The sequence below is a fragment of the Micromonospora sp. URMC 105 genome (assembly GCF_051386295.1).
Taxonomy (GTDB): Bacteria; Actinomycetota; Actinomycetes; order Mycobacteriales; family Micromonosporaceae; genus Micromonospora.
In genome coordinates, this window is record NZ_JBPQTL010000014.1 from 60,502 (window position 1) to 86,652 (window position 26,151).

Annotated in this window: 26 protein-coding genes; 12 read left to right on the forward strand and 14 right to left on the reverse strand. The window is 75.0% G+C overall.

The window, feature by feature from the left end:
* Window positions 1-281: 281 nt before the first annotated feature.
* Window positions 282-551, forward strand: a complete 270-nt coding sequence (locus ACSNN7_RS07565) for a hypothetical protein (protein ID WP_436679932.1) — start codon at window positions 282-284, stop codon at window positions 549-551.
* Window positions 551-1,588 (forward strand): hypothetical protein, encoded by a 1,038-nt coding sequence (locus ACSNN7_RS07570; protein ID WP_436679934.1) that lies wholly within the window; start codon window positions 551-553, stop codon window positions 1,586-1,588. Before ACSNN7_RS07565 ends, ACSNN7_RS07570 begins: the two co-directional genes overlap by 1 nt.
* Here ACSNN7_RS07570 and ACSNN7_RS07575 read toward each other — a convergent pair.
* Complete coding sequence (locus ACSNN7_RS07575; protein ID WP_436679935.1) at window positions 1,503-1,883, reverse strand: SRPBCC domain-containing protein; 381 nt, start codon at window positions 1,881-1,883, stop codon at window positions 1,503-1,505. The two genes, ACSNN7_RS07570 and ACSNN7_RS07575, sit on opposite strands and share 86 nt — an antisense overlap.
* A 98-nt stretch (window positions 1,884-1,981) precedes the next feature.
* On the opposite strand from ACSNN7_RS07575, the gene ACSNN7_RS07580 reads away from it, so the two are divergent.
* A complete protein-coding gene (locus ACSNN7_RS07580; protein WP_436679937.1) occupies window positions 1,982-2,911 on the forward strand; it encodes an LLM class F420-dependent oxidoreductase in 930 nt (309 codons plus the stop codon).
* Window positions 2,912-2,971: 60 nt separating this feature from the next.
* On the opposite strand, the gene ACSNN7_RS07585 is transcribed toward ACSNN7_RS07580, so the two are convergent.
* A complete protein-coding gene (locus ACSNN7_RS07585; RefSeq protein WP_436679938.1) occupies window positions 2,972-3,370 on the reverse strand; it encodes a hypothetical protein in 399 nt (132 codons plus the stop codon).
* Window positions 3,371-3,449: 79 nt separating this feature from the next.
* Here ACSNN7_RS07585 and ACSNN7_RS07590 point away from each other — a divergent pair, with 79 nt between their 5' ends.
* The 3 genes from ACSNN7_RS07590 to ACSNN7_RS07600 all read left to right on the forward strand — a co-directional run bounded on the left by ACSNN7_RS07590 (window position 3,450) and on the right by ACSNN7_RS07600 (window position 6,422).
* Complete coding sequence (locus tag ACSNN7_RS07590; protein WP_436679939.1) at window positions 3,450-4,196, forward strand: hypothetical protein; 747 nt, start codon at window positions 3,450-3,452, stop codon at window positions 4,194-4,196.
* Entirely contained in the window at window positions 4,193-5,437 is a 1,245-nt protein-coding gene (locus tag ACSNN7_RS07595; protein WP_436679940.1) for a D-arabinono-1,4-lactone oxidase, read from the forward strand. The genes ACSNN7_RS07590 and ACSNN7_RS07595 overlap by 4 nt, the downstream gene beginning before the upstream one ends.
* 106 nt (window positions 5,438-5,543) lie before the next feature.
* Window positions 5,544-6,422, forward strand: a complete 879-nt coding sequence (locus ACSNN7_RS07600) for an AraC family transcriptional regulator (RefSeq protein WP_436679941.1) — start codon at window positions 5,544-5,546, stop codon at window positions 6,420-6,422.
* Between the two features lie 8 nt (window positions 6,423-6,430).
* On the opposite strand, the gene ACSNN7_RS07605 is transcribed toward ACSNN7_RS07600, so the two are convergent.
* Complete coding sequence (locus ACSNN7_RS07605) at window positions 6,431-6,817, reverse strand: nuclear transport factor 2 family protein (protein ID WP_436679942.1); 387 nt, start codon at window positions 6,815-6,817, stop codon at window positions 6,431-6,433.
* 70 nt (window positions 6,818-6,887) lie between these two features.
* Here ACSNN7_RS07605 and ACSNN7_RS07610 point away from each other — a divergent pair, with 70 nt between their 5' ends.
* The gene (locus ACSNN7_RS07610; protein ID WP_436679961.1) at window positions 6,888-7,493 is read left to right on the forward strand and encodes a TetR/AcrR family transcriptional regulator; all 606 of its coding nucleotides are present in this window, start codon (window positions 6,888-6,890) and stop codon (window positions 7,491-7,493) included.
* On the opposite strand, the gene ACSNN7_RS07615 is transcribed toward ACSNN7_RS07610, so the two are convergent.
* The 4 genes from ACSNN7_RS07615 to ACSNN7_RS07630 form a co-directional block, all read right to left on the reverse strand.
* Window positions 7,490-8,632 carry a site-2 protease family protein gene (locus ACSNN7_RS07615; protein WP_436679943.1) on the reverse strand — a complete coding sequence of 381 codons (1,143 nt, stop codon included), beginning with the start codon at window positions 8,630-8,632 and terminating at the stop codon, window positions 7,490-7,492. The genes ACSNN7_RS07610 and ACSNN7_RS07615 overlap by 4 nt on opposite strands.
* 39 nt (window positions 8,633-8,671) lie before the next feature.
* The gene (locus tag ACSNN7_RS07620) at window positions 8,672-9,523 is read right to left on the reverse strand and encodes an alpha/beta hydrolase (protein ID WP_436679944.1); all 852 of its coding nucleotides are present in this window, start codon (window positions 9,521-9,523) and stop codon (window positions 8,672-8,674) included.
* 214 nt (window positions 9,524-9,737) lie between these two features.
* Window positions 9,738-10,646 (reverse strand): L,D-transpeptidase, encoded by a 909-nt coding sequence (locus ACSNN7_RS07625; RefSeq protein ID WP_436679945.1) that lies wholly within the window; start codon window positions 10,644-10,646, stop codon window positions 9,738-9,740.
* Between the two features lie 80 nt (window positions 10,647-10,726).
* Window positions 10,727-12,172, reverse strand: a complete 1,446-nt coding sequence (locus tag ACSNN7_RS07630) for an alpha-amylase (RefSeq protein ID WP_436679946.1) — start codon at window positions 12,170-12,172, stop codon at window positions 10,727-10,729.
* Between the two features lie 298 nt (window positions 12,173-12,470).
* Between ACSNN7_RS07630 and ACSNN7_RS07635 the strand changes: the two genes are divergently transcribed.
* The 4 genes from ACSNN7_RS07635 to ACSNN7_RS07650 are packed head-to-tail and all read left to right on the forward strand — an operon-like array spanning window position 12,471 to window position 17,209.
* The gene (locus tag ACSNN7_RS07635) at window positions 12,471-14,159 is read left to right on the forward strand and encodes a hypothetical protein (protein ID WP_436679947.1); all 1,689 of its coding nucleotides are present in this window, start codon (window positions 12,471-12,473) and stop codon (window positions 14,157-14,159) included.
* The gene (locus ACSNN7_RS07640) at window positions 14,156-15,622 is read left to right on the forward strand and encodes an NADH-ubiquinone oxidoreductase-F iron-sulfur binding region domain-containing protein (RefSeq protein ID WP_436679948.1); all 1,467 of its coding nucleotides are present in this window, start codon (window positions 14,156-14,158) and stop codon (window positions 15,620-15,622) included. The genes ACSNN7_RS07635 and ACSNN7_RS07640 overlap by 4 nt, the downstream gene beginning before the upstream one ends.
* A gap of 24 nt (window positions 15,623-15,646) precedes the next feature.
* The gene (locus tag ACSNN7_RS07645) at window positions 15,647-16,279 is read left to right on the forward strand and encodes a TlpA family protein disulfide reductase (protein WP_436679949.1); all 633 of its coding nucleotides are present in this window, start codon (window positions 15,647-15,649) and stop codon (window positions 16,277-16,279) included.
* Window positions 16,280-17,209, forward strand: a complete 930-nt coding sequence (locus ACSNN7_RS07650; protein WP_436679950.1) for a cytochrome c biogenesis CcdA family protein — start codon at window positions 16,280-16,282, stop codon at window positions 17,207-17,209.
* On the opposite strand, the gene serS is transcribed toward ACSNN7_RS07650, so the two are convergent.
* The 4 genes from serS to ACSNN7_RS07670 all read right to left on the reverse strand — a co-directional run bounded on the left by serS (window position 17,193) and on the right by ACSNN7_RS07670 (window position 21,866).
* A complete protein-coding gene (gene serS / locus ACSNN7_RS07655) occupies window positions 17,193-18,479 on the reverse strand; it encodes a serine--tRNA ligase (RefSeq protein ID WP_436679951.1) in 1,287 nt (428 codons plus the stop codon). The two genes, ACSNN7_RS07650 and serS, sit on opposite strands and share 17 nt — an antisense overlap.
* Window positions 18,480-19,003: 524 nt before the next feature.
* Window positions 19,004-20,113 (reverse strand): MerR family transcriptional regulator, encoded by a 1,110-nt coding sequence (locus ACSNN7_RS07660; RefSeq protein WP_436679962.1) that lies wholly within the window; start codon window positions 20,111-20,113, stop codon window positions 19,004-19,006.
* Window positions 20,114-20,182: 69 nt separating this feature from the next.
* On the reverse strand, window positions 20,183-21,364 hold the full coding sequence (locus tag ACSNN7_RS07665; protein WP_436679952.1) for a saccharopine dehydrogenase family protein: 1,182 nt from the start codon (window positions 21,362-21,364) through the stop codon (window positions 20,183-20,185).
* 70 nt (window positions 21,365-21,434) lie between these two features.
* Window positions 21,435-21,866, reverse strand: a complete 432-nt coding sequence (locus ACSNN7_RS07670) for a hypothetical protein (protein WP_436679953.1) — start codon at window positions 21,864-21,866, stop codon at window positions 21,435-21,437.
* A 125-nt stretch (window positions 21,867-21,991) separates the two neighbouring features.
* On the opposite strand from ACSNN7_RS07670, the gene ACSNN7_RS07675 reads away from it, so the two are divergent.
* Window positions 21,992-24,763 (forward strand): LuxR C-terminal-related transcriptional regulator, encoded by a 2,772-nt coding sequence (locus ACSNN7_RS07675; RefSeq protein WP_436679963.1) that lies wholly within the window; start codon window positions 21,992-21,994, stop codon window positions 24,761-24,763.
* A 64-nt stretch (window positions 24,764-24,827) separates the two neighbouring features.
* Here the strand turns inward: ACSNN7_RS07675 and ACSNN7_RS07680 are convergent, their stop codons facing one another.
* The 3 genes from ACSNN7_RS07680 to ACSNN7_RS07690 all read right to left on the reverse strand — a co-directional run.
* The gene (locus tag ACSNN7_RS07680; RefSeq protein ID WP_436679954.1) at window positions 24,828-25,376 is read right to left on the reverse strand and encodes a DsbA family protein; all 549 of its coding nucleotides are present in this window, start codon (window positions 25,374-25,376) and stop codon (window positions 24,828-24,830) included.
* Complete coding sequence (locus ACSNN7_RS07685; protein ID WP_436679955.1) at window positions 25,373-25,870, reverse strand: redoxin domain-containing protein; 498 nt, start codon at window positions 25,868-25,870, stop codon at window positions 25,373-25,375. Before ACSNN7_RS07685 ends, ACSNN7_RS07680 begins: the two co-directional genes overlap by 4 nt.
* Before the next feature lie 55 nt (window positions 25,871-25,925).
* The coding region (locus ACSNN7_RS07690; RefSeq protein WP_436679957.1) for a BON domain-containing protein at window positions 25,926-26,151 on the reverse strand (226 nt) is incomplete at its 5' end.

Below are 26,151 nucleotides of genomic sequence, written 5' to 3' on the forward strand. Positions count from 1 at the left end.
GCCCGGCGGCGACAGCACGGTCGCTGCCGGACGCCGCCATCGCCGGGTCCGGCCCGGCCGCCGCGGCGGACACGGCCCGCCGGTCCGACCGCGCCCACGGCCACGCCGCGTCCCGGTCGACCCCGCCCGGGCGCCGGGGCCGGGGTCAGCTCGGACAAGGACGTCACCACCTCCGGTCGTCGCCGTCGGCGTCGCTCCGCCCGACCGGCGGCAGCCCCGCGCGCCTCGACCGGGCGCACCGGCGAGAGCCGGGCGTACGAGCAAGAGAGGAGGGGGCGGACATGGCCGCTCCCACCGTCACCGCGAGCTTGAACGCCGCGACCTATTCCCCCGGCGACCAGATGACCCTCACGGTCACCTACGGCGACTCGGACACCAGGCCCCTCACCGTCACCGTCGTGGTGACCGACGCCCAGGGCAACAGCAGCGCCCCGGTGCGGGTCACCGCCGTCATCGACCCGCTCACCCTCACCGTCACCGACGACTCCGGGCGTGCCTGGACCAGGGTGTCGGACAACGGGTCGGTCGCCGTCTACCGGGCGGTGGCGTGATGCCCCGGGTCACCGTGACCGTCCGCGACAACGGCGGGCGCACCGCCACCGCCACCGCCGACTACGCCCTCGCCCCGCCGGTCCTGGGTGGCTACTACCTCGCCGGCAACGCCGACCCGACGGCCGACATGGCCGGCGGCAACTTCCGCTCGCTGACCCAGTACCGCAGCTTTGCCGACGGGTTCACGTTCCCCGGCTACAACAAGCCCTGGCTGCTCAGCCTGGGCCGCAGCGGGTTCGCGATCAACATGGTGCTGGAGCTGAAGCACTACGGCGTGGCCACCACGGCGGCGCAGACCTTCACCGTGGACGGCGTCAGCTACACCGTCCCGGCGCCCGCGATGACCATCCAGCAGCGGCCCGGGACGAGCTGGCCGAGGGCGTACGGGTACGGCCAGGTGCTCGCCGGGCTCTGCGACGGGCTCTTCGCCCGGGCGCTGTCGCAGTACCGGACGATGGGCTTCGGGGTGAACATCCAGCTCGCCTCCGAACTGGACACCGACCACGAGTTCGGCACCACCGAGTCCGGGGTGTCGTACGGCTGGGCGGAGTCCGACGCCCGCGCGGTGCAGGCGATGACCTACATCGTGAACTGGTTCCGGGCCCGCACGCCGCCCGCCGGCACCACCTTCTCGGTCGGCTCCGGCGGCTTCGACCGGGCCTGCTTCCGGCGCACCCACCCGGAGGCGTTGATGGCGAAGCTCGACTTCCTGCAGTGGAACGCCTACGCCACCGACCCGAGCCACACCGCGCTCGCCCGGTTCCGCCGCACCAAGGACTGGGCCGTGGCCGACCTCGGGCCGGTGGCGCTCTCCCGACCCGTGATCATCGCCGAGTGGGGGGTGCGGGCCGCCGAGATCCCCGACCAGGCGGCCTGGATCGCCACCGTGCCGCCGGCCGTCGCCCAGCTCAACGCCGAGCGGGGCCCGCGGATCGTCCGGACGAACTACTTCAACTCCAGCTGGGGCTCCCTCGCCCCGCGCAGCGACGGGCTGGCGGCGCTGCGGGCGGCGTACGCGACCAGACCGTACGTCTGAGGGGCGGCGGCCGGCGTCGGACCCGGTGGGGCGGTTCGGCCCGGCGTACCGTCGCGGGGTGCGCCACGGCCGTGTCGCCGTCGACCAGGGTGAGCGTCGCGGCGCCCGGGGCGCCGAGGTCGCGGTCGGCCAGGAACGGCGCCCACTCACGCAGCCGGGCGGGGTCGGTCAGTGCCGCCCACACCGTCTCCGGCGCGTGCCGCAGCTCGCGGACGAAGCGCAGGGTCCACCGGTCGCCGGCGGGCTCGGCGGCGATGTCGACCGGTGGGCCGGGGCGGTACGAGTCGCGGTGCATGCTGACTCCTTGTCGAGACGGCGCTCCAGCGCCGCCGGGCGGGCCTGCCGTCCCGGGTACGGGGGGCGACGGCGCCGCCCGCTCCATATGCTCGGGACATGGAACTGCGGATCTTCACCGAACCCCAGCAGGGCGCCGGCTACGACCAGTTGCTCGCCGTGGCCCGCGCGGCGGAGGACGCCGGGTACGGCGCCTTCTTCCGTTCCGACCACTACCTGAAGATGGGCTCGGTGAGCGGGGACCCCGGCCCGACCGACGCCTGGACCACGCTGGCCGGCCTGGCCCGCGACACCACCCGCATCCGGCTCGGCACGCTGATGACCGCGGCCACCTTCCGGCTGCCCGGCCCGCTCGCCATCACCGTCGCGCAGGTCGACCAGATGAGCGGTGGCCGGGTCGAGCTGGGCATCGGCGCCGGCTGGTACGCCGAGGAGCACACCGCGTACGGCATCCCGTTCCCGGTCCTGGGGGAGCGGTTCGCCCGGCTGGAGGAGCAGTTGGCGGTCATCACCGGGCTGTGGGAGACCCCGGCCGGCAAGTCCTTCGACTTCCCGGGGACGTACTACCCGGTCACCGACTCGCCGGCGCTGCCCAAGCCGGTGCAGCAGCCGCGCCCGCCGATCCTGCTCGGCGGCATGGGGCCGAAGCGCACCCCGCGGCTGGCCGCCCGCTACGCCGACGAGTTCAACCTGCCCTTCGCCTCCGTCGACGACACGAGGGTGCAGATCGCCCGGGTCCGCGCGGCCTGCGCCGAGATCGGCCGGGACCCGGCCACCATGCGGTGGTCCAACGCCCTGGTGCTCTGCTGCGGGCGCGACGAGGCCGAGGTCGCCCGCCGGGCCGAGGCGATCGGCCGGGAGCCCGCCGAGCTGCGCGAGAACGGCCTCGCCGGTACGCCGGCCGAACTGGTCGACAAGATCGGCCGGTACGCCGAGACTGGCAGCGAGCGGATCTACCTCCAGGTGCTGGACCTCATCGACCTGGACCACCTGGAGCTGGTCGCCGCCGAGGTGATGCCGCAGCTCTGAGCGGCACCCCCTACGACGCCACCGCCGGCGTCGGCGACGACGAGCGCCGAGGGACACCGGTCAGCGCGCCCGCGTGCCGCCGGGCTCGCGCAGCACGGTGTCCAGCCGGCCGTCCCGGTCGCTGTCCAGGTAGGTGATGTCCGGGACGCCGTCACCGTCCAGGTCGAACTGCACCACGTCGGCGATGCCGTCGCCGTCCAGGTCGGTGACCACCTGGGTCGACCCGTCCACGTGGTGGGTGACGATCGAGACCGCCCCCGGCCCGGCCGCACGCGGCGGCGGACCGGGGGTGGGCGGCGTGGGCTCCGGCTCGGGCGTGGGCGGCGGCACCGGCCCGGTCGGGCCCGGGGTCGTCGCCGTCGGCGCGCTCGCCGGCTCCAGGCCCACGCCCGTCGGGTCGATCTCCTCCTCCGACGGGTAGACGTCGCCGTGCAGGGTCGGGTCGCGGTAGCTGCTCATCCACCCATTGTTCCCATGGACGCCGCCGACACGCGTGCCGGATGATGCATCCCGATGTGATCGTGGACGGGGGTACGACGTGGAACTGCACCGCAGGACCGGCCGGCTGCTGCTGCCGGCGATCTGCATCCTGGCCGGGACGGTCCTGCTGACCGTCGGTGACGGCGGTGGACCGCTGCGGACCCTGGTGGCCGTCGGCGGGATCGCGCTCGGCGCCGTGGTGCTCGTCGGCGCGCTGCGGCCGTTCCGGTTCGTCGTCGACGCCGACGGCCTGACCGTCCGGCGTCCGGGCCTGCGCCGGAGCATCCGCTGGCCGGAGCTGGCCGCGGTGGTGCTCGACCAGCCGGCGCCCCGCTCGGGCGTACCGGCCGCGCCGCGCCTGCTGGTCGTGCCGGCCACCGGCACCGACCTCGGCCCGCTGGACGCCCGGCATCCGCTCGACGAGCGTCCGGCGGTCGTCCTGCTCGACCTCGCCGGGATCCGGGAGTCGTCGGCGGAGATCGCGGCGGCGCTGGCCCGGTACGCCGGTGACCGCTTCCTCGACGCCCGCGCGCTGCACGCCGGCGCGTTCCCCGACCCCGACTTCGCCGTCGGCCTGCGCGGCTACCGGGTCGACTTGGTCGACGCGCTGATCCGGCAGGGGCAGGCGGCGCTCGCCTCGGGCGACCCGGCGCGGCGCCGGGCGGCCGGATCCGAGATCGCCCGGGCCCGGCAGGCCGGTCTGCCGGTCGACCTGCGCGGTTACAGCACGCTGCAGGTGGACGAGGCGCTGGACGCCCTCGGCGTGGCGCTCGCCGACGAGCCCGCCGGCCGCGACCCCTCATGACGCAGCCACCCCGCCGCAACTGGGCCGGCAACGTCGCGTACGCCGCCCGCCGCTTCCACCGGCCGTCCAGTCTGGACGAGCTGCGGCGGCTGGTGGGCGGCAGCGAGCGGATCCGGGCGGTCGGCACCGGGCACTCCTTCAACACCCTCGGCGACACCACCGGCGACCTGGTCTCGCTGGCCGGTCTGCCGCCCACCGTCGAGGTGGACCGGGAGCGCGGCACGGTCACCGTCGCCGCCGCCCTGCGGTACGGGGACGTGGCGGCCCGGCTGCACGCCGAGGGGCTGGCGCTGGCCAACCTGGCCTCCCTGCCGCACATCGCGGTGGCCGGTTCGGTGGCCACCGGCACCCACGGCTCCGGCGACGGCAACCGCAACCTGGCCGCCGCGGTGGCCGCGCTGGAACTGGTCACCGCCGACGGTGACCTGCTCACCGTGAGCCGGGCCGACGGCGACCGGTTCGCCGGCATGGTGGTGTCGCTCGGCGCGCTCGGCGTGGTCACTCGGGTCACCCTGGACGTGGTGCCGGCCTTCACGATCCGCCAGTACGTCCGCCACGACCTGCCCGTCGACCGGCTCGACGCGGCGTTCGCCTCGGCGTACAGCGTCAGCGGGTTCACCTCCTGGCGGTCGTCGGCGATCGACCAGGTCTGGCGCAAGCAGCTCGCCGACCAGCCGCCGCCCCCGGCGGACTGGCTCGGCACCACCGCCGCCGACGCCCCGCAGCACCCGGTGCCCGGGCTGGACCCGGTGAACTGCACCGCCCAGCTCGGCGAGCCCGGCCCGTGGCACGAGCGGCTGCCGCACTTCCGGTTCGGCTTCACCCCGAGCAGCGGCGACGAACTCCAGTCCGAGTACCACCTGCCCCGGGCCGCGGCGGCCGGGGCGCTGGCCGCGCTGGACGGGATGCGGGACCGGATCGCCGCCGTGCTCCAGGTCTGCGAGCTGCGTACGGGGGCCGCCGACGACCTCTGGCTCAGCCCCAACCAGGGGCGCGACAGCCTGGCCGTCCACTTCACCTGGGTCGCCGACCCGGCGGCGGTGCTGCCGGTGCTGGCCGAGGTGGAGCAGCGGCTGGCTCCCTTCGCGCCCCGCCCGCACTGGGGCAAGATGTTCACCCTCGACCCGTCCGCGGTCGCCGCCGCCTTTCCCCGGTACGCCGACTTCGCCGCCCTGCTGGCGGAGCTGGACCCGAGCGGGAAGTTCCGCACCGACCTGCTCGACCGCTACTTCCCGCGCTGACCCCGTCGGCGCCGAGCCGGCGCGCGACCCGACCGGAGCGGGCACGGGATGTCGGGTCGGGCGCCCACCGGTCGGCCTAGCGTCGGGGCATCGGGAAGGAGACCGGGTGCTGGAGCGACTGAACGAGGTGATGGCTCACATCGAGCGGCACCTCGACCAGCGGATCGACGTCGCCGACCTGGCGCGGATCGCGCTCACGTCGGAGTACCACCTGCGGCGAATGTTCTCCGCGCTGGCCGGGATGCCGCTGTCCGAGTACGTCCGGCGCCGCCGGCTCACGATGGCGGCGGCCGAGGTGCTGGCCGGCGAGCGGACGTTGCTCGACATCGCGGTCCGCTACGGGTACGGCTCGACCGAGGCGTTCACCCGGGCGTTCCGCGCGCTGCACGGCGTCGGGCCCGGCGAGGCCCGGCGGACCGGCGCGGCGCTGCGTTCGCAGCAGCGGTTGTCCTTCCGCCTCGTCGTCGAAGGGAGTGGCAGCATGCGTTATCGGGTCGTGGAGAAGCCGGAGTTCCGGCTGGTGGGCCGGCGGGCCCGGGTGCCCCTGGTGCACCAGGGGATGAACCCGGCGATCGTGGAGTTCGTCCGGGGCATCCCGAAGGAGACCGTCGCCCGGATCGCGGCCCTGTCGGACCAGGAGCCGGCGGGGATCGTCAACGTCAGCGACAAGGTGGCCGACGACCGGGCGGAGGGCAGCGAACTGGACTACTGGCACGGGGTGGTGACCGGCGCGGACGCCCCGGCCGACCTGGATGCGACGACCGTGCCGGCGGGGACGTGGGCGGTCTTCGAGACCTCCGGCGAGTTCCCGGCGGCGGTGCAGGAGCTGTGGCGCGACGTGTTCACCCACTGGTTCCCGTCGAACGCGTACCGCAGCCGGCCCGGGCCGGAGATCTCCCGGAACCGGATCTCGGCGGACGGCACGCAGGTGGACGCCGAGCTGTGGATCCCGGTGGAGCGGGCTGTGCCGACCTCGGCGTCGTAGCCGGACGGTCACGACGTCTGCCCGGGCGGGAGGGTCCGGGTGAGCTGGTCGACGCGGCGCAGCCGGCCGTCGGACGCGAGCCGGCCGAAGAGGTGGATGTCGCTCACCACCGGGCGCCCGCGCGCGACGGCGTGCAGGGTGTAGCGGGCCGCGACCCGGTCACCGCAGGTGAGCGTGTCGTGGATGTCGAGCCGGCACTCGGTCACGGTGCGGCGGGCCGGCCGGGCGTGGTCGATCAGCCGTTGCCGGTCGAGGTGCAGACCGTCGTTGACCCAGACGACCTCCGGGGTGTGGTAGCGGTCCATCACGAATCCGGGCTCTTCCTCACCGAAGGCCATCTCCTGCACATAGGACCGGAGGTAGCCGGCGAGGTCGCTGCCGGGCAGCGCTGTCATGTCGCCCCCTTAGCCTTGACGATGCCGTAAAGGCTAAGGGTCGCGTGTAGCGTTGACAAGCGTGTCAGAGATGAATGCCGGTGAGCGGTCGCGACGGATGCGTGCCGAGGGGCGGCGCAGCGTCGCCGCGATCCTCGACGCGGCGGTGCGCATCCTCGGCGAACGGCCGCAGGCCAGCATGGACGAGGTGGCGAGCGCGGCCGGGGTGTCGCGGCAGACCGTCTACGCCCATTTCGCGTCCCGGGACGCGCTGCTCGGCGCCGTGGCACGCCGGCTCACCGCGCAGACCGTGGCGGCGCTGGACGCCGCCGACCTCGACCAGGGCCCGGCCGCCGAGGCGCTGCTGCGGCTGCTCGACGTCAACTGGCGGGCCTTCGCGCACTTCCCGCTGCTGATCACCGTCCCCGAGGCCGACGCGGCGGAGCTGCACGTGCCGGTGTTCGAACGGCTGGAACGGCTGATCCGGCGCGGGCAGCGCGCCGGGGAGTTCGACCCGGGGGTCACGCCGGCCTGGCTGATCGCGGCCACCGTCGCCCTCGGGCACACCGCCGGGAACGAGGTCGCCGCCGGCCGGATGTCCGCCGCCGACGCCGAGGCCGCGCTGCGGGCGAGCGTCCTGCGGGTGTACGGGGCGACCCCGCCCTGCCCGACTCAGGGCGGGGAACCGGCGGCCTAGTGCCGACTGCCGGCCATCTGGTCGCGCAGGCTGCCGCGCTGCACCGCGCGGCTGATGTCGCTGGGCGAGACGATGCCGACCAGCCGCTGGTCGGTGACCACCAGCGCGCGGCCGTCGGCGCACTCACTGAGCCGGGGGAGCAGGTCGTTGAGCTGCTCCTCCGGCTGGGCGAGCACCAGTTCCTCGGCCCGGCAGGAGACCTCGGCCAGCGTGGTGCCGCCCCGCCGGTCGGCCGGGACGCTCCGCACCCGGTCGAGGGTGACCAGGCCGACCGGCCGGCCGTCCTCGGTCAGCGGCAGCGTCGAGTGCCGGTACGCGAACAGGTAGTGGTCCACGAAGTCGGCCACCGTCATCTCCGCCGAGGCGGTCTGCGGCTGCGGCGTCATCACGTCGCCGACCCGGACCCCGTGCAGGGCGCTGCCCATCCGGGCCTGGCGTTCCTCCATGCCGGCCGCGCCGATCAGGAACCAGCCGATCAGCGCCAGCCAGAGCCCGCCCACCCCGAAGCCGGTCAGGAACTGCACCAGCCCGAGGCCGATCAGCAGCGCCCCGAGGACCCAGCCGGCCCGGGCGGCCACCACGGAGGCCTTCGTCCGGTCACCGGTGGCCTTCCAGACCGCCGCGCGCAGCAGCCGCCCACCGTCCAGCGGCGCGGCCGGCAGCACGTTGAAGATCGCCAGCAGGACGTTGATGCCGGCCAGCCAGGCCAGCGAGCCGAGCAGCAGGCCGGTCTGCCCGGCCAGCGCGAGCACCACGGCGATGGCGCCGAAGAAGAGCCCGATCAGCAGGCTGACCAGCGGCCCGACCCCGGCGATGCGTAGCTCCGCCCCCGGGTTCTTCGCCTCGCCGCGCAGCTCGGCGACGCCGCCGAAGAGCCACAGCGTGATCCCCTGGACCTGGAGCCCGTTGCGCTTGGCGACGACCGCGTGGGAGACCTCGTGGGCGAGCAGCCCGAGGAAGAAGACCACCGCGGCGGCCAGCCCGGCCAGCACGTACGCGGCCGTGGAACGGCCCGGGTACGCCTCGGGGAACTGGTTGGCCGACAGCCCCCAGGCGATCAGCAGGAAGATGACCAGGACGCTCCAGTTGACCCCGACGGGTACCCCCGCGATCCGGCCAAGCCGGAAGCTCGCCCTCATGCCTCGGTCATACCCCGCCGACGCCGACCCATGCCCCGGTCACCAGCGGGGCGCGTCGCCGACGATCGCCAGTGAGCGGGTGCAGGCCATCTCCACCGCCCAGTCCAGCGCGCGGTCGGCGACCTTCTCCCAGCCCGGCTCGCCGACGGTGAAGTGCGACCGCCCGGGGAACTCCTGGTAGTCGGTGACCGCCCGGGACCTGCGGTAGAGCGCGGCGTTGGCCGAGACCAGGGCCGGCGGCGACACGTGGTCCGCGCCGCCGGCGATCAGCAGCAGCGGAGCCCGGTCGTCCCGGCTGTTGTCCACCCGCGCGGCGGAGCGGGGGTCGAGGTTGGCGAAGGCCCCCTCGAAGAGCACGTGCCCGGCCGCCGGCACGGCGTACCGCTGCCAGGCCCGGTCGGACTCCTCCCGGGTGAGGGTGTTGCCGAAGGCGTACCGGAACTCGTCGGCGGTGATCGGCACGGCCTTGTGCCGGTTGCCGGGGCTGCGCAGCACCGGGTACGCCGACCGCAGGGTGCTCACCGGCAGCCGGACCACACCCTTGGGCGCGCTCGGGGCGATCGCCACCCCGGCCGCGCCGAGCTTCCGATCGAGCAGGACCTGGGCGACCAGCCCGCCGAACGAGTGCCCCATGATCAGCGGCGGATTCGGCAGCTCCCGCACCAGCGCCGCGTAATGGTCGACGACCTGGCCCAGGGTCAGCCCGGCGATCGGGGCGGGATCGTCGCGCAACGCCTGCACCTCCGCCTCCATCCCGGGCCAGGCGGGGGTGAGCACGCGGAACCCGAGGGACTGGTAGCGCCGCGTCCAGTGTTCCCAACTGCGCGACGTCATCCAGAGACCGTGGATCAACACGATCGTGTCGACCCGTCCGGTCGGCGCGGTGCCCATCGGCGTACCTCCCCGGCTGCCGGTGTGTGCGGACCCGGCGGCATACCCGCCAGACGCCCCCGGAACCGGCGAGGCCGACATCTCCCCGCTCCTCCGTGATCGGCCCCCGTTTGCGGCGTGTCGGGGGGTCCCGGCTGCCCGACACCCCGACATCGTGCAAACGGGGGCGATCACGGGTCACGCCCCGAGCGCCGCGGGTTGCGCCCGTGGGTGGTCAGGCGGTGGGCGGTGGGACGGGCAGCGCGTCGACCACCACCAGCGGTGTACCGGAGGGCACCTCGGCGAGCAGTTGCCGTTGGGCGCTGCGGGTCAGCCGGATGCAGCCGTTGGTGACGTCCTGGCCGAGCGTGTCGTCGTTGTGCCAGCTGTGCAGGCCGATGTGCGCGCCCCGCAGGCCCGCCGGCACCGCGTCGGGGTCGTCGGGGATCGCGCCGAGGGCGAAGATGTCGACGCCGCCGTACACCGCCTCGGGCGGTGGGGTGCGGCCGAGGATGAAGGTCCGGCCGAGCGGGGTGGCCTGGCCCGGCATGCCGAGGCTGACCGGCCAGGACTTGACGGCCTGGCCGTGCCGGTACCAGGTCAGCCGGTGCGCCCGGCGTTCCACCACGATCTGGTCGCGCAGCACGACGGCGCTCCAGCCGCCCTTCGGCAGCCAGGCGATCCGCCGGTTCGCCGAGGGCAGCAGCACCGCCGTCCAGCCCGTCCGGCGCTGCACCACCGGCATCGTCACCTCGACGCCGCTGATGGTCGGGGCGAGCAGGGCCAGCGGGCGCCCGCCCGGGGCGTCGTAGGCGGCGATCCGTCTCGTCGGCGTCAGCCCTTCGGTGAGCGGCGTGGTGTCGTGCGGGCGCGGGTCGGCCGGGAAGCCGGCGGGCGCCGGGTCGTAGTCGACCACCCGGAGGCCGGCCGGGGCGGGCGCCGCGGCGGGCACCGTTTCCTCGGGCGTCGGCTCGATCGTGGGTTCGGCGGTGGGGCCGGCCGGCAGGGCGCGGCTCGGCGTGGGCGTTCCGTCGTGGTGCAGCGCCGAGTTGACCAGCAGCGCGAGCGCGAGCAGCGCCGGTACGCCGAACGCGGCGGTCAGCCACGCGATGCCGAAACGGGACGTCAATCGGTCAAAGAGCACGAAATCACTCTAAGCGACAGAAAGGGGTGAGGGCTCCCGCCCGGCGGAAATGCGCCGGACGGGAGCCCTGCCGGGAGCCGTCAGGACAGCTTGGCGCCGACGTGGATGGCGATCGCGTCGTGGGCCGGGACGGTGGCCGCGAACCAGCCGTTGGCGTCCACCGTGATGATTGGCCCGGAGCACGAGCCGTTGGCGAAGTCGCCGTGGATGACGTCGCAGTACCGGCCGGCGGGCAGCCCGGTGTAGTAGGACCGGCCGCTGATCGCCGAGCCCTCGTCGTTGATGGTCAGGTACCCCTTGCCGGCCCGGCTGAAGGCGATGTGCTGGTAGCCGTTGTCGTACCAGTTGGCGACCGCCGTGCCCTGGGTGGCGTTGTGGAAGCCGACCATGTTGGCGACGACCCGCCAGCGGTGCTCGCACTCCCAGCCGGAGTAGCAGGTGGTGTTCAGGGTCTTGTTGTTGGCGTCCGAGGGCGGGCCCTGGTCGCGGGAGCTGAAGGTGTAGCTGGACATCACCGTCGGCGCGCCGTACGGCCAGGCCAGCATGAAGGCGTTGGCCAGCGCGTAGGCGGCTCCGTTGCGGTAGGTCAGCACGTTGCCGTCGCGCTGGGTGTCGTGGTTGTCGACGAACACCTCGGCCGAGCCGCTGGGCAGGTAGCCCCACGCCTCGCCGAAGTTGCGCAGGTACGCCAGCCGCTCGTTGTTGAACATCCGGGCCAGGTCCTTGCCGTACCGGAACTCGTGCACGTCGCCGTTGCCGGTGTACTCGCCCGGGCCGATCGGCTCACCCGCGCCGTAGATGACCTCCTGCACCAGGTACGCCGAGCGGGAGAGCTTGCCCTTGATCGCGGCGATGTCGGCGGCCGGCATGTGCTTGCTGGCGTCCAGCCGGAAGCCGTCCACCCCGAGGGAGAGCAGGTCGTTGAGGTACGCCGCGATCTTCGAACGGACATAGTCGGACTCGGTCTTGAGGTCGGAGAGGTTGACCAGCTCGCAGTTCTGCACCTCGTACCGGTCGTTGTAGTTGGCGATGTCGTCGCCGCCGTTGCGGCCGCAGTGGTGGAAGTCCTGCGTCTGGTAGATGCCGGGGTAGTCGTAGTGGCTGTACGACGAGCCGGCCCAGCCGGTGCCGGGAGTGTCCTGGCCGGACATGTGGTTGATCACCGCGTCGACGATGACCTTCACCCCCGCGTTGTGGCAGGTGTTCACCATCGACTGGAACTGCGCCCGGGTGCCCTTGCGCGACTCGATCCGGTAGCTGACCGGCTGGTAGGCCAGCCACCACTGGTTGCCCCGGACGTGCTCCTGGGGCGGGGAGACCTGGACGTAGCCGTAGCCCTTCGGGCCCAGCACGTTGGTGCACTCGGCGGCGACCGACGGCCAGTTCCACTCGAAGAGCTGGACGATGACGTTCCTGGTGCCGGAGGGTGCCGCGGCGGCCGGGGGTGCCGCCACGGTGGTGGGTACGAGCAGGCTGGCGATCACGCCGAGGGCGAGGACCGCCGCGCGGCATCGACGTCGATGCATCGGTTCTCCCTGGGGGTCGGGGGACGGTGGCGACGCGGGGAGGGAGTTTCAGCTGACGACTTCTTGCAGTCAGGCTGAAAATTTTCGGCAAGGTTACAAGCCTGTTGCAAAGACTGTCAATGGATGGACAGGCGTCGTTGCGCTTGGGCGCCTACACGCGTCCCGGGCCGCTCCGGTTCGACGGATCGCCGGAGAAATTCCCCACCGACACTGATCCGTACGGCCCGGACGTCCGTACTGGAGGAAGGAGCAGGTCGGCCGGTGGTGGTGCCGCCGTGAGTTTGCGATCGAGGAGCAGATGGCCCGGGCAAAGCAGAACCAGAAGGTGACGACCGTCCGGACCACCGCCACCAGCCGCGGGGTACGAACCGCGTCGAAACCCACGATGGCCCTGCTGATCGGGTCGACGCTCGCCCTGGTGTGGGCCGGACTGGAACTCAGCGGCGCCGGCGGGGCGATGTACGCGTACGGCTTCTTCTTCACCGAGTTCTTCGCCGGGGTGGTGGCCCTGGTCGCGCTCAGCCTCACCGTGATGCTGGGGCTGCTCGCCACCGACCGGCTGGTGCTGCAGATCCGGCACCGGGTGCTGCTGCAGTCCGCGCACCGGGCCACCGGCGTCCTCGGCGTGGCCGGCCTGGTCTTCCACGTCATCACCAAGATCGCGATCGGCCGGGCCGCACCGACCGACGCCATGGTGCCGTTCATCGGCGGGCGCGGGCTCTACGTCGGGCTCGGCACGGTGGCCGCGTTCCTCATGGTCAGCGTCTTCTGGACCGGCATCATCCGGGTCCGCTTCGCCGGCGTCGGTCCCAAGTGGTTCTGGCGAGCACTGCACTCCATGGCGTACGTCTCCTGGCCGTTCGCGCTGCTCCACGGCCTCAACGCCGGGCGGGCGGCGGCGTCCTGGGTGACGCTGAGCTACTTCGCCTGCGTGCTGCTGGTGCTGATCGCGCTGATGGTGCGGTTCTCCGTCTACATCGGCAAGCGCAGCCGCGAGCAGCAGAAGGCCGCCGCGATGAACAAGGCCATGGCCGGCACGGCGACCGAGGAGGGCAAGGGCCGCACCCGGCTCGCCGGGCTCGGCCGCCGCAAGGCCGAGGCCGAGGAGCAGGACACCCGGGGCGGGTGGGCCGAGACCACGGCCACCGCCACCACGTCCTGGAGCGCGCCGACCGGCACCGCCCGGCGCCGCGACCCCGAGCGCTTCACCGTGCCGGTGGTGCCAGAGCCCGGCACCCTGCGCGAGCCCGTCCGGGCCGGCCGGTCCCGCCGCGACGTCAAGGACGCGCCGCCGCGGCGCCGGGAGCGGGACCTGGAGCCTGCCGCGCGTGGCGCGGAACCCGCCGAGCGGCGCCGGGACGCCGACCGCCCCCGCCGCCGGGACGAGGACGTGGCCACGGTCTCCGGTGGCCGCCGCGCTCGGTACGACGAGGAGACCGCCCCGGTCTCGGGCGGACGCCGCGCCCGCTACGACGAGGACGTCGCCCCGGTCTCCGGCGGCCGGCGGGCCCGGCCGGACGAGGACGTCGCACCGGTCTCCACCGGCCGCCGCGCCCGACTCGAGGCCGAGGACGTGGCACCGGTCTCCACCGGCCGCCGCGCCCGGCGGGACGACGACGACCTCGCCGCGTCCTACTCCGCGCCGCCCCGCCGGCGCACCGAGGAGCCCGAGGAGCCGTGGGACAGCCCGCGCCGTTGGGAGAACTCGCAGCCGATCTCGGCCGAGCCCATCTCCGCCACCCCGCGCAGCGGAGCCGGCCGGCACAGCGTCGAGGACGAAGAGGTGCCGGAGGAGGCGGACTACTGGCGGCCGCCGGCCCGGTACGTCCCGGACGAGGTGCCCGTCGACGACACTCCCACCCTGGTCGACCTGGCCTCCCGGCGCGCCCGCAAGGCCACCGGCGACAGCCGCCGGCGCCGCCGGCGGGCCGACGCGGACGCGGTGGACGGGGCGTACTGGGCCGGGCTGCGGGGTGAGGCGAAGTGATGCGGACCAAGGTGCCCCCGGTGGCCTGCGTCGGCGAGCCCCGGCTCACCGCCGGGTTCGCCGAGTACGGCCGGCTCGACCTCGTCGCGCACGAGCAGGTGCACGGCCCGATCGGCCCGATGGAACCCGGCAACCTGCTCCGGCTGGCCGAGAGCGTCCAGCTCAAGGGGAAGGGTGGGGCCGGCTTCCCGTTCGCCCGCAAGATCCAGGCGGTGCTGGAGTCCTGCGAGCGGCAGGACCTGCCCGCCGTGGTGGTGGTCAACGCCAGCGAGGGCGAGCCGGCGAGCTGGAAGGACAAGGTCCTGCTCACCCGGGCCCCGCACCTAATCCTCGACGGCGCCGCACTGGCCGCGTACGCGCTGGACGCCGAGGAGATCGTGATCGGGGTGTCCGACGACGGCGTCGGCCGCGACTCGCTCACCGAGGCCCTCCAGGAGCGCCGGATGCCGGTGCCGGCCAGCATCGTCACCGTGCCGCACCGGTTCATCTCCGGCGAGGGCGGCGCGCTGGTCAACGGGATCAACGGACTGCCGCACATCCCGCCCGGCACCAAGAAGCGCTCCAGCGACTCCGGCGTGAACAACCTGCCCACCCTGCTCTCCAATGCCGAGACGTACGCACAGCTGGCGGTCGCCGCCCGGCTCGGCCCGTACGAGTACGCGGCGCTCGGCACCGACGAAGAGCCCGGCACGGTGCTGCTCACCGTGACCGGCGCGGCGAAGCGCCCCGCCGTGGTGGAGTGCGCCGCCGGCACGCCGCTGCGGGAGATCCTCGACCTCTGCGAGGTGCCGGACTCCCAGGGCATCCTGATGGGCGGCTACCACGGCAAGTGGATCACCCAGGAGGCCGCGGACCGGGCGGAGGTGTCCCGCAAGGGGCTCACCGCGGTCGGCGGCACCCTCGGCGCCGGCATCATCGTGCCGCTGGGCCACGACACCTGCCCCCTCGGCGAGGCCGCGCAGGTGGTCCGCTACCTCGCCGGCGAGTCCGCCGGCCAGTGCGGCCCCTGCAAGATGGGGCTGCCCGACCTGGCCCGCGCCATCGACCTGGCGGTCTCCGGCAGCGCGCCGGTGGAGGTCGTCCGGGCCGCCGCCGGCGACGTCAAGGGCCGCGGCGCGTGCAGCCACCCCGACGGTACGGCCCGGTTCGCGCTGTCGGCGATGGAGGTCTTCGCCGAGGACCTGCGCCTGCACACCACCGGGGACGGCTGCGGCCGGCGGGTCAAGGGCGTGCTGGGGCTGCCCGGCGCGCCCGACAGCAACCCGCAGAAGCTCACCCTCGACTGGTCCCGCTGCGACGGGCACGGGCTCTGCGCCCACGTCGTGCCGGACTTCATCCGGCTGGACGCCAACGGATACCCCGCCTTCCCGTCCACCCCCGTGCCGACCTGGCTCAAGGAGGGCGCGCTCAAGGCGGTCAAGGTCTGCCCCGAGCTCGCGCTGCGGCTGGCCAAGGCCGAATAGAGCACCACCGAGAGGAGACGCGCCATGCGGTCGTACCCCAGGATCGGACCGGGTGGACGACCGCCCGGCGTGGGCCGACGGGCGGCCGTCGGCGTCACGCTGGCCGGTGCCCTGCTCGCCGCCGGCGGCTGCGCGGCCGGCCCGGAGCCGGCCGGGCCGCCCGCCGAGGTCGCCGTCCCGGCGGCCACCGCGTCGCCGCTGCCCACCGGCCCCACCCCGGCGAGCCCGGCGGCCCCGGCGGCCCCGGGCCGGGTGCCCGACACGCTGCGCTTCACCGCGAAGACCCTGGACGGTACGGCCTTCTCGGCCGCCGAGCTGGCCGGCCGGCCGGTGGTGCTCTGGTTCTGGGCGCCGTGGTGCGCCACCTGCGCCAGCCAGGCGTGGACGGTGGCCGAGATCGCCCCGAAGTACCGGGACACCGTGCCGATCGTCGGGGTGGCCGGTCTGGGTGAGCAGCGGGCCATGAAGGACTTCGTCGAGGAGTTCGACCTGGCCGGCACGCCCCAGCTCGACGACCGGGCCGGGGCGCTGTGGCGCCGCTTCGAGGTCGTCGAGCAGAGCACCTTCCTGGTGATCGACCGGGACGGCAAGGTCGTCCACCAGGGCTTCCTGGACGGCGAGGACCTGACCCGCCGGGTCGCCGCGCTGGCCGGGTAGATGCAGACCCCGCTGCTGCTCGCGCTGACCGCCGGCATGCTCGGCGCGGTCAACCCGTGCGGCTTCGCGATGCTGCCGGCGTACCTGTCGCTGCTGGTCGCCGGCGCGGGCGACGGACGTGGCCCGGTCCGCCGCGCGCTCACCGCCGCCGCCGGCCTGACCTGCGGGTACGTCGTGGTCTTCGGCGCCTTCGGGCTGGCCGTGGCGCCGCTGGCCGGTTGGCTGCGCCCCCGGCTGCCCTGGCTGACGGTCACCCTCGGGCTGGGGCTGCTGGCGCTCGGCTGCTGGCTGCTCGCCGGCCGCCGGCTGCCCGCCATCGGGGGTCTCGCCGGCCGGGCGCCCCGGCTCACCCGCTCCTGGGCGTCCATGGCGCTGTTCGGGATGGCGTACGCGCTGGCCTCGCTGACCTGCACGATCGCCCCGTTCCTGGCGATCGTGGTGACCAGCCTCCAGGCCGGCTCGACGCTGCACGGGCTGGCGCTCTTCGTCGCGTACGCGATCGGGATGGGGCTGGTCGCGGCGGTGGCCGCGCTCGGCGTGGCACTGCTACGCGGCGCGGTGGTGGCCCGGCTGCGCGCCGCCGGCGCGTGGGTGCCCCGGCTCAGCGGGCTGGTGCTGCTCCTCGCCGGCGGCTACGTCGCCTGGTACGGCTGGTACGAGGTCCGGCTCGCGCAGGGCCGGCGCGACGCGTTCGGAGATCCGGTGGTGGTGGGCGCGGCCCGGGTCCAGCGGGCGCTGGTCACCGCGCTGGACGCGGTCGGCCCGGCGGTGCTTGCGGCGATGCTGGTGGGCCTGCTGGCAGCGGCGGTGCTGGCGCGCCGCCGCCGCGCCCGGGCGGCGGAGCCGGACGACCGGGGGACCGGAGACGGACGGCGGGGACCGGGAGACCCGGCCCCCGCCGGCGTCGAGGCGGTCAGCGGTTCGGCGTGAGCCGGTCGGTGCCGAGCCGGTCGCGGAGCACCTCGGGCAGCACCACCGATCCGTCGGGCTGCTGGAACTGCTCCAGGATGGCCGGGAAGAGCCGGCTGGTGGCCAGCGCCGACCCGTTGAGGGTGTGCACGAAGCGGGTCTGCTTGCCGCCCGGCTCGCGGTAGCGGATGGCCGCCCGGCGGGCCTGGTAGTCGCCGGCCCAGGAGACCGACGACACCTCCTTGTACTTGCCGGTGCTCGGCATCCAGACCTCGATGTCGAGGGTCTTCTTCATCGAGGCGCTGGCGTCACCGGCGGAGAGCAGGGTGCGCTGGTAGTGCAGGCCCAGCTTCTCGACCAGGCTCTCCGCGTGGGCGAGCATCGACTCCAGCGCCGTGTCGGCCTGCTCCGGCAGGCAGAACTGGAAGATCTCCACCTTGTTGAACTGGTGGCCCCGCACCGTGCCGCGCTCGTCGGAGTGCGAGCCGGCGGCCTCGCGCCGGTAGCACGGGGTGTAGGCGAACGCCTTCAGCGGCAGCTTGCCGGTGTCCAGGATCTCGTCCTGGTACGCCCCGAGGATCGCCGTCTCCGAGGTGGGCAGCAGGAACTGCCCGCGCGGGGCGGACTCCCGGTCCAGGTGGTAGACGTCGTCGTAGAACTTGGGAAACTGGCCGGCGGCGAAGCCGGCGGTGTCCAGCAGCAGGTGCGGCGGCAGCAGGAACTCGTAGCCGGCCTGGACGTGCTCGTCGATGAACCAGTTGATGAGGGCCCACTCCAGCCGAGCGCCCATGCCGGTGTACATCCAGAAGCCGGAACCACCGAGCTTGACCCCGCGCTCGTGGTCGACCAGGCCCAGCATCCGGCTCAGCTCGACGTGGTCGCGGACCTTCTCGATCGCCGGCGGCGCACCGAAGGTCTTCACCACCCGGTTGGCTTCCTTGCCGCCGGGCAGCACGTCGTCGGCGGGCATGTTGGGCAGCTCGCTCATCGTGCCGCGCAGCCGGGACTGCACCTCGTCCAGCTCGGACTCCAGCTCCGCGAGCTGCTTGCGGCCGGCCTCCGGCGCGGAGACCTCCGGCTCGGCGCCGGCCCGCTTCGCCGCCGCGTACGCCCGGGCCTCCGCCTTGCGGCGCTGCCGCTCGGCGTCGATCTCGGTGATCAGGGCGCGGCGCTCCTGGTCGAGTCGCTGGATCTCGTCCAGGACCCGGTTGACCTCGGCGGGATCCAGTCGCTTCGCCAGCGCGGTCGCCACCGCCTCGCGATCCTTCCGGATCAACTCCATGTCGAGCATGCTGCTCCGTACGCCTCCGTCCGGGATGTCAGGTGAGACCACCAGATGCTACCGTCGCGCCTTTCCGCCGCCGGTACGGCCCGGAGGAGCCGCCCCCGGCCGGTCCTGCGCGGAGTCGTCCTCTCCGGCGCGGTCTGCACGGCGCGCCGTCTCGCCCGCGCGGTGGCCTTGCGCCTCGTCACGCACCGCAAGCAGCCCGACGTGCGGCGCTCACGTCACCGTCCGTGATGACTGCCGAGGCTCTGCGCCCCCTCCGTCGCTCCGGGATCTGTCCGCACCTGCCTGACCAGGGCTGACCCGACCCCGCGGCCGTCCACCCGGACACCCGCTCCCGACGCTTTGCTCTGCTGCCGCCGAGGCGACAGCGACCATGCGTGACTGTCGCCGTGAGGGCAGCAGAGCAAAGCGTGCGAGCAAGGTGGGCGGGGGTAGGGGAGGCGGCTACCGTGCGTGAGTGCGGGGTCGCCATAGCCGTCGCGGTGCCGGTCGGCGCGACCGCACCGTGGTGCGGCCGCGCCGGCCGGTCAGAGCCGGATGGGCATCAGGATCGAGAAGGCGTCCTCGTCGTCGGGGCGGCGGATCGCCAGCGGGGCGATCGGGCCGTCCAGCTCGAGCACCAGTTGCGGGCCGCCCGCGGCGTCCAGCGCGTCCAGCAGGTAGCCGCGGTTCACGCCGACCCGCAGCTCGCCGGGGCCGGTGGTGGCGGCGGCACCCTCCGGGCCCGCGGCCAGGTCGTCCGGGCCGAGCAGGCGCAGGCCGTCCCGCTCGTCCAGGCCGAGCACGGTCACCGCCAGCGGCACGCCCTCGTGGTCGCGGGTGACGGTGGGCGCGCCGCCGTCGCGCAGCGCCGCGCGCAGGGCGGGCGCGTCCACCGGGATCCGGCGGACGGGGGCCTCCCCGGCCGCCCGGTGCAGCAGCCGGCGGTAGTCGGGGAAGTCGTACGGCAGGGCGGTCGCGGTGACCGGCCGACCCGCGACGCTGACCGTCACCTCGGCCCCGGCCAGGCTCAGGTGCGCCTCGGGGGTCGCCCCGGCGCCGGTGTCCAGCAGGGCGCGGATCTCGTCCACCGCGCCGACCGGGAGCAGCGCGCGCACCGCCGGGCCGTCCACCCGTCCGGGGGTACGCGCCAGCGCCAGGCGGTGCCGGTCGGTGGCGACCAGCCGTACGCCGTCGGCCTCCACGTCGAGGAGCACACCGGAGAGCACCGGCAGCTCCGGGTCGGCGCCGACGGCGAAGCGGACGGCGTCGACGGCGGCGGCCAGGTCGACGCGGGACAGCACGACACGGGTGGTCATCGGAATCTCCTCGGGATCGAGCAGGGCACGGATCCGGGAGAGTTCGCGGCGGGCGTCGGCCAGGCCGTCCTCCAGCCGGTGCAGGTGCGCGTCGAGCAGCCGCCCCACCACCGCCGGCTCGGCCCGGTGGCGCAGCGCCTCGGTGATCCCCTTCAGCGGCATGCCGACCCGGCGCAGGCCGGCGACCAGCCGGGCCGGGGCCACCTGCTCGTCGGTGTACCACCGGTAGCCGGTCACCGGGTCCACCAGCGCCGGGGTCAGCACCCCGCAGCGGTCGTAGAACCGCAGGGCGCTGACCGTCAGGCCGCTGGCCCGGGCCAGTTCGCCGATGCTGCGCAGCTCGCTCTCCACGACGGTGATCCTGTCGTCTCGACCAGGTCGAGGGTCAAGCGGCGGGGCGGCCAGCGCTCACCGCGGCGCGTCCAGCACCCGGAACGTGATGCCCGCCTTCACCAGCCGGTCCAGCAGTGCGTCGCCCATCGCGGTCACCGGGGTGACCTGCCCCGCGGTGGCCTGCAGGTCGTCGCAGGCCAGGCAGAGCGCCGACTCGGCGAGCATCTTCGCCGTCTCGTCGTACCCGGGGTCGCCGCCGGAGACCTCGGTCAGCACCCGCCGGCCCCCGCCGGAGCCGAGGAAGCGCACCCGGAACCAGGACTTCGCCCGCTGCTCGGCGGTCGGCCCCTGACCGGAGGCGAGCCGGCCGAACAGCCAGCGCCGGGTCGGCGGCAGCTTCACCAGGCCGACCAGGCCGGCCAGTCCGACCCCGCTGGCCAGCACCGTGGGCAGCCGCTTCACCGCGGCGAAGTGCCGGTAGCGGAAGTCCGGGCCGTACTCCGGGCGGGCCGCCGCGGACCGGCGGACCACCTGCGGGTCGATGGTGGGCAACGGCACCGCCCACATGCCGATCTCCTTCGACCGGCCCACCCGGCCCGGCACCGCGCGGACCCGGCGTCCCTCCGGTCGGGGCTCGACGGCCTTGCGCTCCTTCGCCGCCTGGCTGGTCTCGCCGGTGCGGGAGAACGCGGTCAGCGCCGAGTGGTACGTGCCGGCGGAGAACCGCCCGCCCGCCCGGACGAAGCCGTCCACCGTGATCGGCCCGTCCGACGGGAGCTGCTTGACGGTGTACCAGGTGCCCAGGTCGTGCGGGATCGAGTCGAAGCCGCAGGCGTGCACCAGCCGGGCCCCGGTGCGCACCGCCTCGGCGTGGTGCCGCACGTACATCCGGTCGACGAACTCCGGCTCGCCGGTGATGTCCAGGTAGTCGGTGCCGGCGGTGGCGCACGCGGCCACCAGCGGCTCCCCGTGGTGGACGTACGGGCCGACGGTGCTGGCCACCACCCGGGCGCTCTCGGCGACCATCTGCAGCGACGCGGCGTCGGTGACGTCGGCGGTGAGCAGTGGCAGCTCGACCAGCGCCGGGTCGATGTCGGCCAGCCGGTCACGGACCGCCGCCAGCTTGGTCGGGTTGCGTCCCGCCAGCGCCCAGCGCAGCCCGGCGGGGGCGTGCCGGGCCAGGTACTCGGCGGTCAGGCCACCGGTGAAGCCGGTCGCACCGAACAGGACGATGTCGTACGGGCGGTCGTCAGGCATCCGCCGAGTCTGCCACCCTCCGAGGGCGTTTTCACCGCTGCGGAACGAAGATCCTCCCGGGGGAGCGCGCTCATCCCGGACCCTCCAGCGGCGAGCGGCCCGCGCGCAGCACCTCGCCGGTCTCGGCGAGCTGCTTGACCCGGCGCAGCACGCCCCGCAGGAACAGCCCCGGGTCGTCGCCGACCAGGTGCGCCGCCATCCCGGGCAGTGTCGCCACCCCGCCGAGCGGGCGGACGGCCAGTTCGCTGCCGCGCCCACCGGGGGCCGGGCGCAGGTGCAGCTCGACCGCGCCGTCCAGCGGGCGCAGCGGCTCCGGCCACCCGCCGCCGCCGGGCAGCACCTCCGGCGGTGGCCGGTCGATCGTCACCACCTGCCAGCGGCCGGGTCGCGGGTCGGCGCCGGGTGCGCGCGGCCAGTTCCCCCTCCGGGGTACGACCAGCGCGCGCAGCGCCGCCGCGCCGGCGGTGGCCACACCGAGGAAGAGCGCGCCCCGCCGTCGCATCCGTACCACCTGCCCCTCGCGCGGCCCGACGCCGGTTGCGGTACGGGCGACCGGTCACGCGCGGCCGGTCGCCCGGTACGCCCAGAGTCGGGGTGGCCCGGGTGACCCGGGCTCCCCCCGAAGGGGTGAACCCGGCCCGGCCGGGTAAGCGCCGCCGACCTGGGGAGGAACGCGTCGACGGGGGTGGGTGCATGCCGCAGCGGCAGCTGAGCAGCAACGGGATCGCCGAGGCGTCGGCCGGTCCGCCGCCGCTGCTCGCCTCCCGGCTGGCTCCGCCCGCGCTGCCCGAGCCGCTGCTGCTGCGGCCGCGCCTGATCAGCCGCCTGGACGCCGGGGCCGCCGGGCCGGTCACCCTGGTCCGCGCCCCGGCCGGCTGGGGCAAGACCACCCTGCTCGCCGCCTGGGCGGCCGCAGCGCCCGAGCCGGGACCGGCGTGGGTGCAGGTGGAGGAGGGTGACACCGGGGAGCGGCTCTGGGCGTACCTGGCGGCGGCGCTGCGCGGGGTGGCCGAGCCGGCGGCGGAACCGGCCGTACCGGCGACCCCGCCCCGCCCCGACCAGCTGGAGCTGCTCGCCGCCGGGCTGGCTGCCCGGGAGCGGCCGGTGCTGCTGGTCCTGGACGACCTGCACCGGGTCACCGACCCGGCCGCACTGACCGGGCTGGAGTTCCTGCTGCGGCACACCGACGGGCGGCTGCGCCTGGTCGCCGGAGCCCGCACCGACCTGCCGCCGGCGCTGCACCGGCTGCGGCTGGCCGGCGAGCTGACCGAGATCGGCCCCGACGAGCTGGCCTTCACCGACGACGAGGTCGCCGACCTGCTGGTCGCGCACGGCGCGCCGCTGCCCGCCGCGGCGGTCGCCCGGCTGCGGGAGCGCACCGGCGGCTGGCCGGCCGGGCTGCGCTTCGCCGCGCTCGCCGCCCGGGACCGCTCCGACCCGGAACGCTGGGCCGAGCGGTTCGGCGGCGACCAGCCGGACGTCGCCGCGTACCTGCGGGCGGAGGTGCTGGCCGGGTTGCCGCCGCCGGCCCGGGACCTGCTGCTGCGGGCGGCGGTCGCGCCGGCGGTCCGCGCCGACCTCGCCGACGCGCTGACCGGCCGGGGCGACGGCGGCCAGCTGCTCGCCGGGCTGGCCCGGGAGAGCGGTTTCGTGCACCGCGACGACAGCGAGCCGCCCTGGTACCGGGCTCACCCGCTCCTGGCCGACCTGCTCCGCGAGGAACTCGACGGGCTGGACGAGGACGAACGGCGCGACCTGCACCGGCGGGCGGCGGGCTGGTACGCCGGCCACGACCGCCCGGCCGAGGCGCTGCGCCACGCGCTCGCCGCCGGCGAATGGGAGCGGGCCAGTGAGCTGCTGCTCACCGGCTGGCCGGAACTGGTCCCGTACGACGCGGAGGCCGCCGCCGGCCCGCCCCCACCGGCACCGCCGCCCGAGGCGGTCCGCCGGGACCCGGAGCTGGCCCTGGCCGGTGCGGCCGAACGGGCGTACGCGGGCGACAGCGGGGCCGCCGCCGCCCGGCTGCGTGAGGCCGTGGCGGCGGCCCGGTCGCTGGCCGAGCCGCGCCGGGACCGGTTCCGCCGGCTGGCCACCGCGCTGGAACTCACCCTGGCCCGGCTCGCCGGGGACCACCGGGAGGTACGCGCCGCCGCCGCCCGGCTGCTCGCCAGCCGCGACCCGGCCCAGGTCGGCAGCCCGGACACCGACGACCCGCGTACCGGTGAGGACGCCGACGTGCGGGCGGTGGCCGGCACCGCGCTCGGCCTGGTGGACCTCGCCGAGGGCGACCTGCCGGCGGCCTCGGCGAGCTTCGGCGCGGCGCTCGACGCCGCCCGCCGGGCCGGACGGCCCCGCACCGAGCTGGTCTGCGCGGCGCGGTACGCGGTGCTGCACGCGCTCGCCGGGGAGCTGCGCGCAGCGGAGCGGACCGCCCGGAGGGCGCTGGAGATGCCGTCCTGCCAGGGGTGGTCGAGCCGGGCCGAGTGCGCCCACGCCCATCTGGCGCTGGCCCTGGTGGCGCTGCACCGCGACCAGCCCGAGGAGGCCACCGCGCACCTGGCGCTCACCGGCCCGGCCGGCGGGGACGCCACCGTCGCCGCCGCGGCGGCGCTGTGCCGGGGCGGGCTGCTGCGCGACGCGGGGGAGCCGGCGGCGGCCACCCAACTGGTGGCGCGGGCCCGGGAGGAGCTGGCGTCCCGCTCCGTCGCCGGGGAACTCGCCGACCGGCTGCTCGCCCTGGAGGCGGACCTGCGCGGCGAGCAGGGCGACGTGGACACCGCCCGGGGGCTGCTCGCCGACCGGGCGCGAGCGCCCGAGCCGGCGCCGGTGCTCGCCCTGGCCCTGGCCCAGGCGGAGCTGCGGGCCGGCGACGTGCGGGCGGCCGGCTACGCCCTGCCGGACTGGGACGCCCCGGTCGCCGCGGACTGGCCGCTGCCGGTGCGCCTCGGTGCCGGGGTGCTGGAGGCGGTGCTGGCCCGCCGGGGTGGCGACGTCCGGCGCGCGGGGCGGCTGCTGGAACGGGTGCTCGACCTGGCGGGCGCGGAGGGCCACCGGCGGGTGTTCACCCGGGCGGAGCCGGTGGTGCGCGACCTGCTCGCCGCTCACCTGGACTCCGGCACGGCGCACTGGCCGACGGTGAGCGACCTGGTCCGGGGCGCCGACGAACCCGCCGACCGGGGCGCGGCGGGGCCGGAGCCGGCGTTGGACGAGCCGCTGACCGAGCGGGAGCTGACCATCCTGCGCTACCTGCAGAGCATTCTGTCCAACGTGGAGATCGCCAGCGAACTGTCCCTGTCGGTCAACACCGTCAAGACGCACGTCCGCAACATCTACCGCAAGCTCGACGCGACCCGCCGGCGCGAGGCGGTGCGGCGGGCCCGCGAGCTGCGGCTGATCTGACCCGTCGCGCCGACCACCGCCGGGCGGTGCGATCCCGGCGGTGGTCGGCGAGCGGGTGGTGGGGTCAGGCGCCGGCCGCCGCGTCCACCGCGGCGAGCAGTTCCGGCAGGTCGTGCCCGCCCTCGTGGCGGACCTCGTTGACGAAGAGGGTGGGTGTGCCGTTCACCCCGCTGCGGATGCCGCCGACGAAGTCCCGCCGCACCCGGTCGGCGTAGGCGTGCCGGTCGACCTCGGCGCCCACCTCGTCCGGCGGCAGGCCCAGCTGTTCGACGCCGAGCGACAGGTGCACCGGGTCCAACTGGTCCTGGTGCTCGTAGAGCCAGTCGTGCATCTCCCAGAACCGGTCCCGGCGCGCGGCCGCCTCGGCGACCTCGGCGGCGCTCTCCGCGTACGGGTGGACGTTGGCGATCGGGAAGTGCCGGTAGACCAGCCGGACGGTGGCGCTCCGCTGGCGCAGCACCTCGGCCAGGTTCGGGTACGCCGCCCCGCAGAACCGGCACTGGAAGTCCCCGTACTCGACGATGGTGACCGGCGCGTCCGCCGGACCCCGGACGTGGTCGGTGTCGTCCACCGGCGTCCGCAGCCGGGAGGTGACCTGGAGCGGTGTGGTCATCGGGTCACCACCTGCCGATCGGACCCGAGCCCCTCCAGCGCGTCGAGGATGCCGTCGGCGCCCGGGTTGACCTCCGGCGGCGAGAGCTGGCTCCAGGCCACCGTCTGGTCCGGGCCGAGCACCACCAGCGCCCGCGCCGACTGCCCCTGCGAGGTGTACGCGCCGTACCGGCGGGACACCTCGCCCTTCGGCTCGAAGTCGGCCAGCAGCGGGAACGCGATGCCCCTGGCCTCGGCGAAGGCCTGGTGCGACCAGACGCTGTCGACGGAGATGCCGAGCAGCACCGCGTCGTACCGGTCGAACTCCGGCATCGCCGCCTGGTACAGCGTCATCTGGTCACCGCAGACCGGGGTCCAGTCGGCGGGGTAGAAGGCGAGCACCACCGGCCGGCCGCGGAACTGCCCGGGGCCGGTGCGCCGCCCGTCCGGGGTGGCCGGCAGGGTGAAGTCGGGCGCCGGGCTCCCGGGTCTGATCAGCCCGTCCGAATCAGTCATGACTCCCACGGTGCCCGCCGGCCGGGTGACGGCGGATCACCCGGCCCGGGTGGTCTCAGCGGGCCGCCACCGTGACGTGGTTGTGCACCTCGCGGATGCCGGGGGCGGACCAGACGATCCGCTCCACCTCGTCGCGCTCGGGCACGGAGTGCACCAGGCCGTCGATGACCACCGTGTCGCCGTACACCCGGATGCTGATCCGGTCCGGCTCGGTGGCGCCGCTGCGGGCGAGCGCGTCGACGATCCGGTCGGGCAGGTCGGCGCCGCTCGGCGGGGTGGGC

What these genes read in the sequence shown, in the direction of transcription:
- ACSNN7_RS07650 (WP_436679950.1), top strand. Translation starts at nt 16,280, where the DNA reads ATGCAGACCCCGCTGCTGCTCGCGCTGACCGCCGGCATGCTCGGCGCG.
- ACSNN7_RS07630 (WP_436679946.1), bottom strand. Translation starts at nt 12,172, where the DNA reads ATGCATCGACGTCGATGCCGCGCGGCGGTCCTCGCCCTCGGCGTGATC.
- ACSNN7_RS07570 (WP_436679934.1), top strand. Translation starts at nt 551, where the DNA reads ATGCCCCGGGTCACCGTGACCGTCCGCGACAACGGCGGGCGCACCGCC.
- ACSNN7_RS07680 (WP_436679954.1), bottom strand. Translation starts at nt 25,376, where the DNA reads ATGACCACACCGCTCCAGGTCACCTCCCGGCTGCGGACGCCGGTGGAC.
- ACSNN7_RS07575 (WP_436679935.1), bottom strand. Translation starts at nt 1,883, where the DNA reads ATGCACCGCGACTCGTACCGCCCCGGCCCACCGGTCGACATCGCCGCC.
- ACSNN7_RS07645 (WP_436679949.1), top strand. Translation starts at nt 15,647, where the DNA reads ATGCGGTCGTACCCCAGGATCGGACCGGGTGGACGACCGCCCGGCGTG.
- ACSNN7_RS07665 (WP_436679952.1), bottom strand. Translation starts at nt 21,364, where the DNA reads ATGCCTGACGACCGCCCGTACGACATCGTCCTGTTCGGTGCGACCGGC.
- ACSNN7_RS07565 (WP_436679932.1), top strand. Translation starts at nt 282, where the DNA reads ATGGCCGCTCCCACCGTCACCGCGAGCTTGAACGCCGCGACCTATTCC.
- ACSNN7_RS07670 (WP_436679953.1), bottom strand. Translation starts at nt 21,866, where the DNA reads ATGCGACGGCGGGGCGCGCTCTTCCTCGGTGTGGCCACCGCCGGCGCG.
- ACSNN7_RS07595 (WP_436679940.1), top strand. Translation starts at nt 4,193, where the DNA reads ATGACGCAGCCACCCCGCCGCAACTGGGCCGGCAACGTCGCGTACGCC.
- serS (WP_436679951.1), bottom strand. Translation starts at nt 18,479, where the DNA reads ATGCTCGACATGGAGTTGATCCGGAAGGATCGCGAGGCGGTGGCGACC.
- ACSNN7_RS07685 (WP_436679955.1), bottom strand. Translation starts at nt 25,870, where the DNA reads ATGACTGATTCGGACGGGCTGATCAGACCCGGGAGCCCGGCGCCCGAC.
- ACSNN7_RS07620 (WP_436679944.1), bottom strand. Translation starts at nt 9,523, where the DNA reads ATGGGCACCGCGCCGACCGGACGGGTCGACACGATCGTGTTGATCCAC.
- ACSNN7_RS07635 (WP_436679947.1), top strand. Translation starts at nt 12,471, where the DNA reads ATGGCCCGGGCAAAGCAGAACCAGAAGGTGACGACCGTCCGGACCACC.
- ACSNN7_RS07610 (WP_436679961.1), top strand. Translation starts at nt 6,888, where the DNA reads ATGAATGCCGGTGAGCGGTCGCGACGGATGCGTGCCGAGGGGCGGCGC.
- ACSNN7_RS07580 (WP_436679937.1), top strand. Translation starts at nt 1,982, where the DNA reads ATGGAACTGCGGATCTTCACCGAACCCCAGCAGGGCGCCGGCTACGAC.
- ACSNN7_RS07585 (WP_436679938.1), bottom strand. Translation starts at nt 3,370, where the DNA reads ATGAGCAGCTACCGCGACCCGACCCTGCACGGCGACGTCTACCCGTCG.
- ACSNN7_RS07605 (WP_436679942.1), bottom strand. Translation starts at nt 6,817, where the DNA reads ATGACAGCGCTGCCCGGCAGCGACCTCGCCGGCTACCTCCGGTCCTAT.
- ACSNN7_RS07615 (WP_436679943.1), bottom strand. Translation starts at nt 8,632, where the DNA reads ATGAGGGCGAGCTTCCGGCTTGGCCGGATCGCGGGGGTACCCGTCGGG.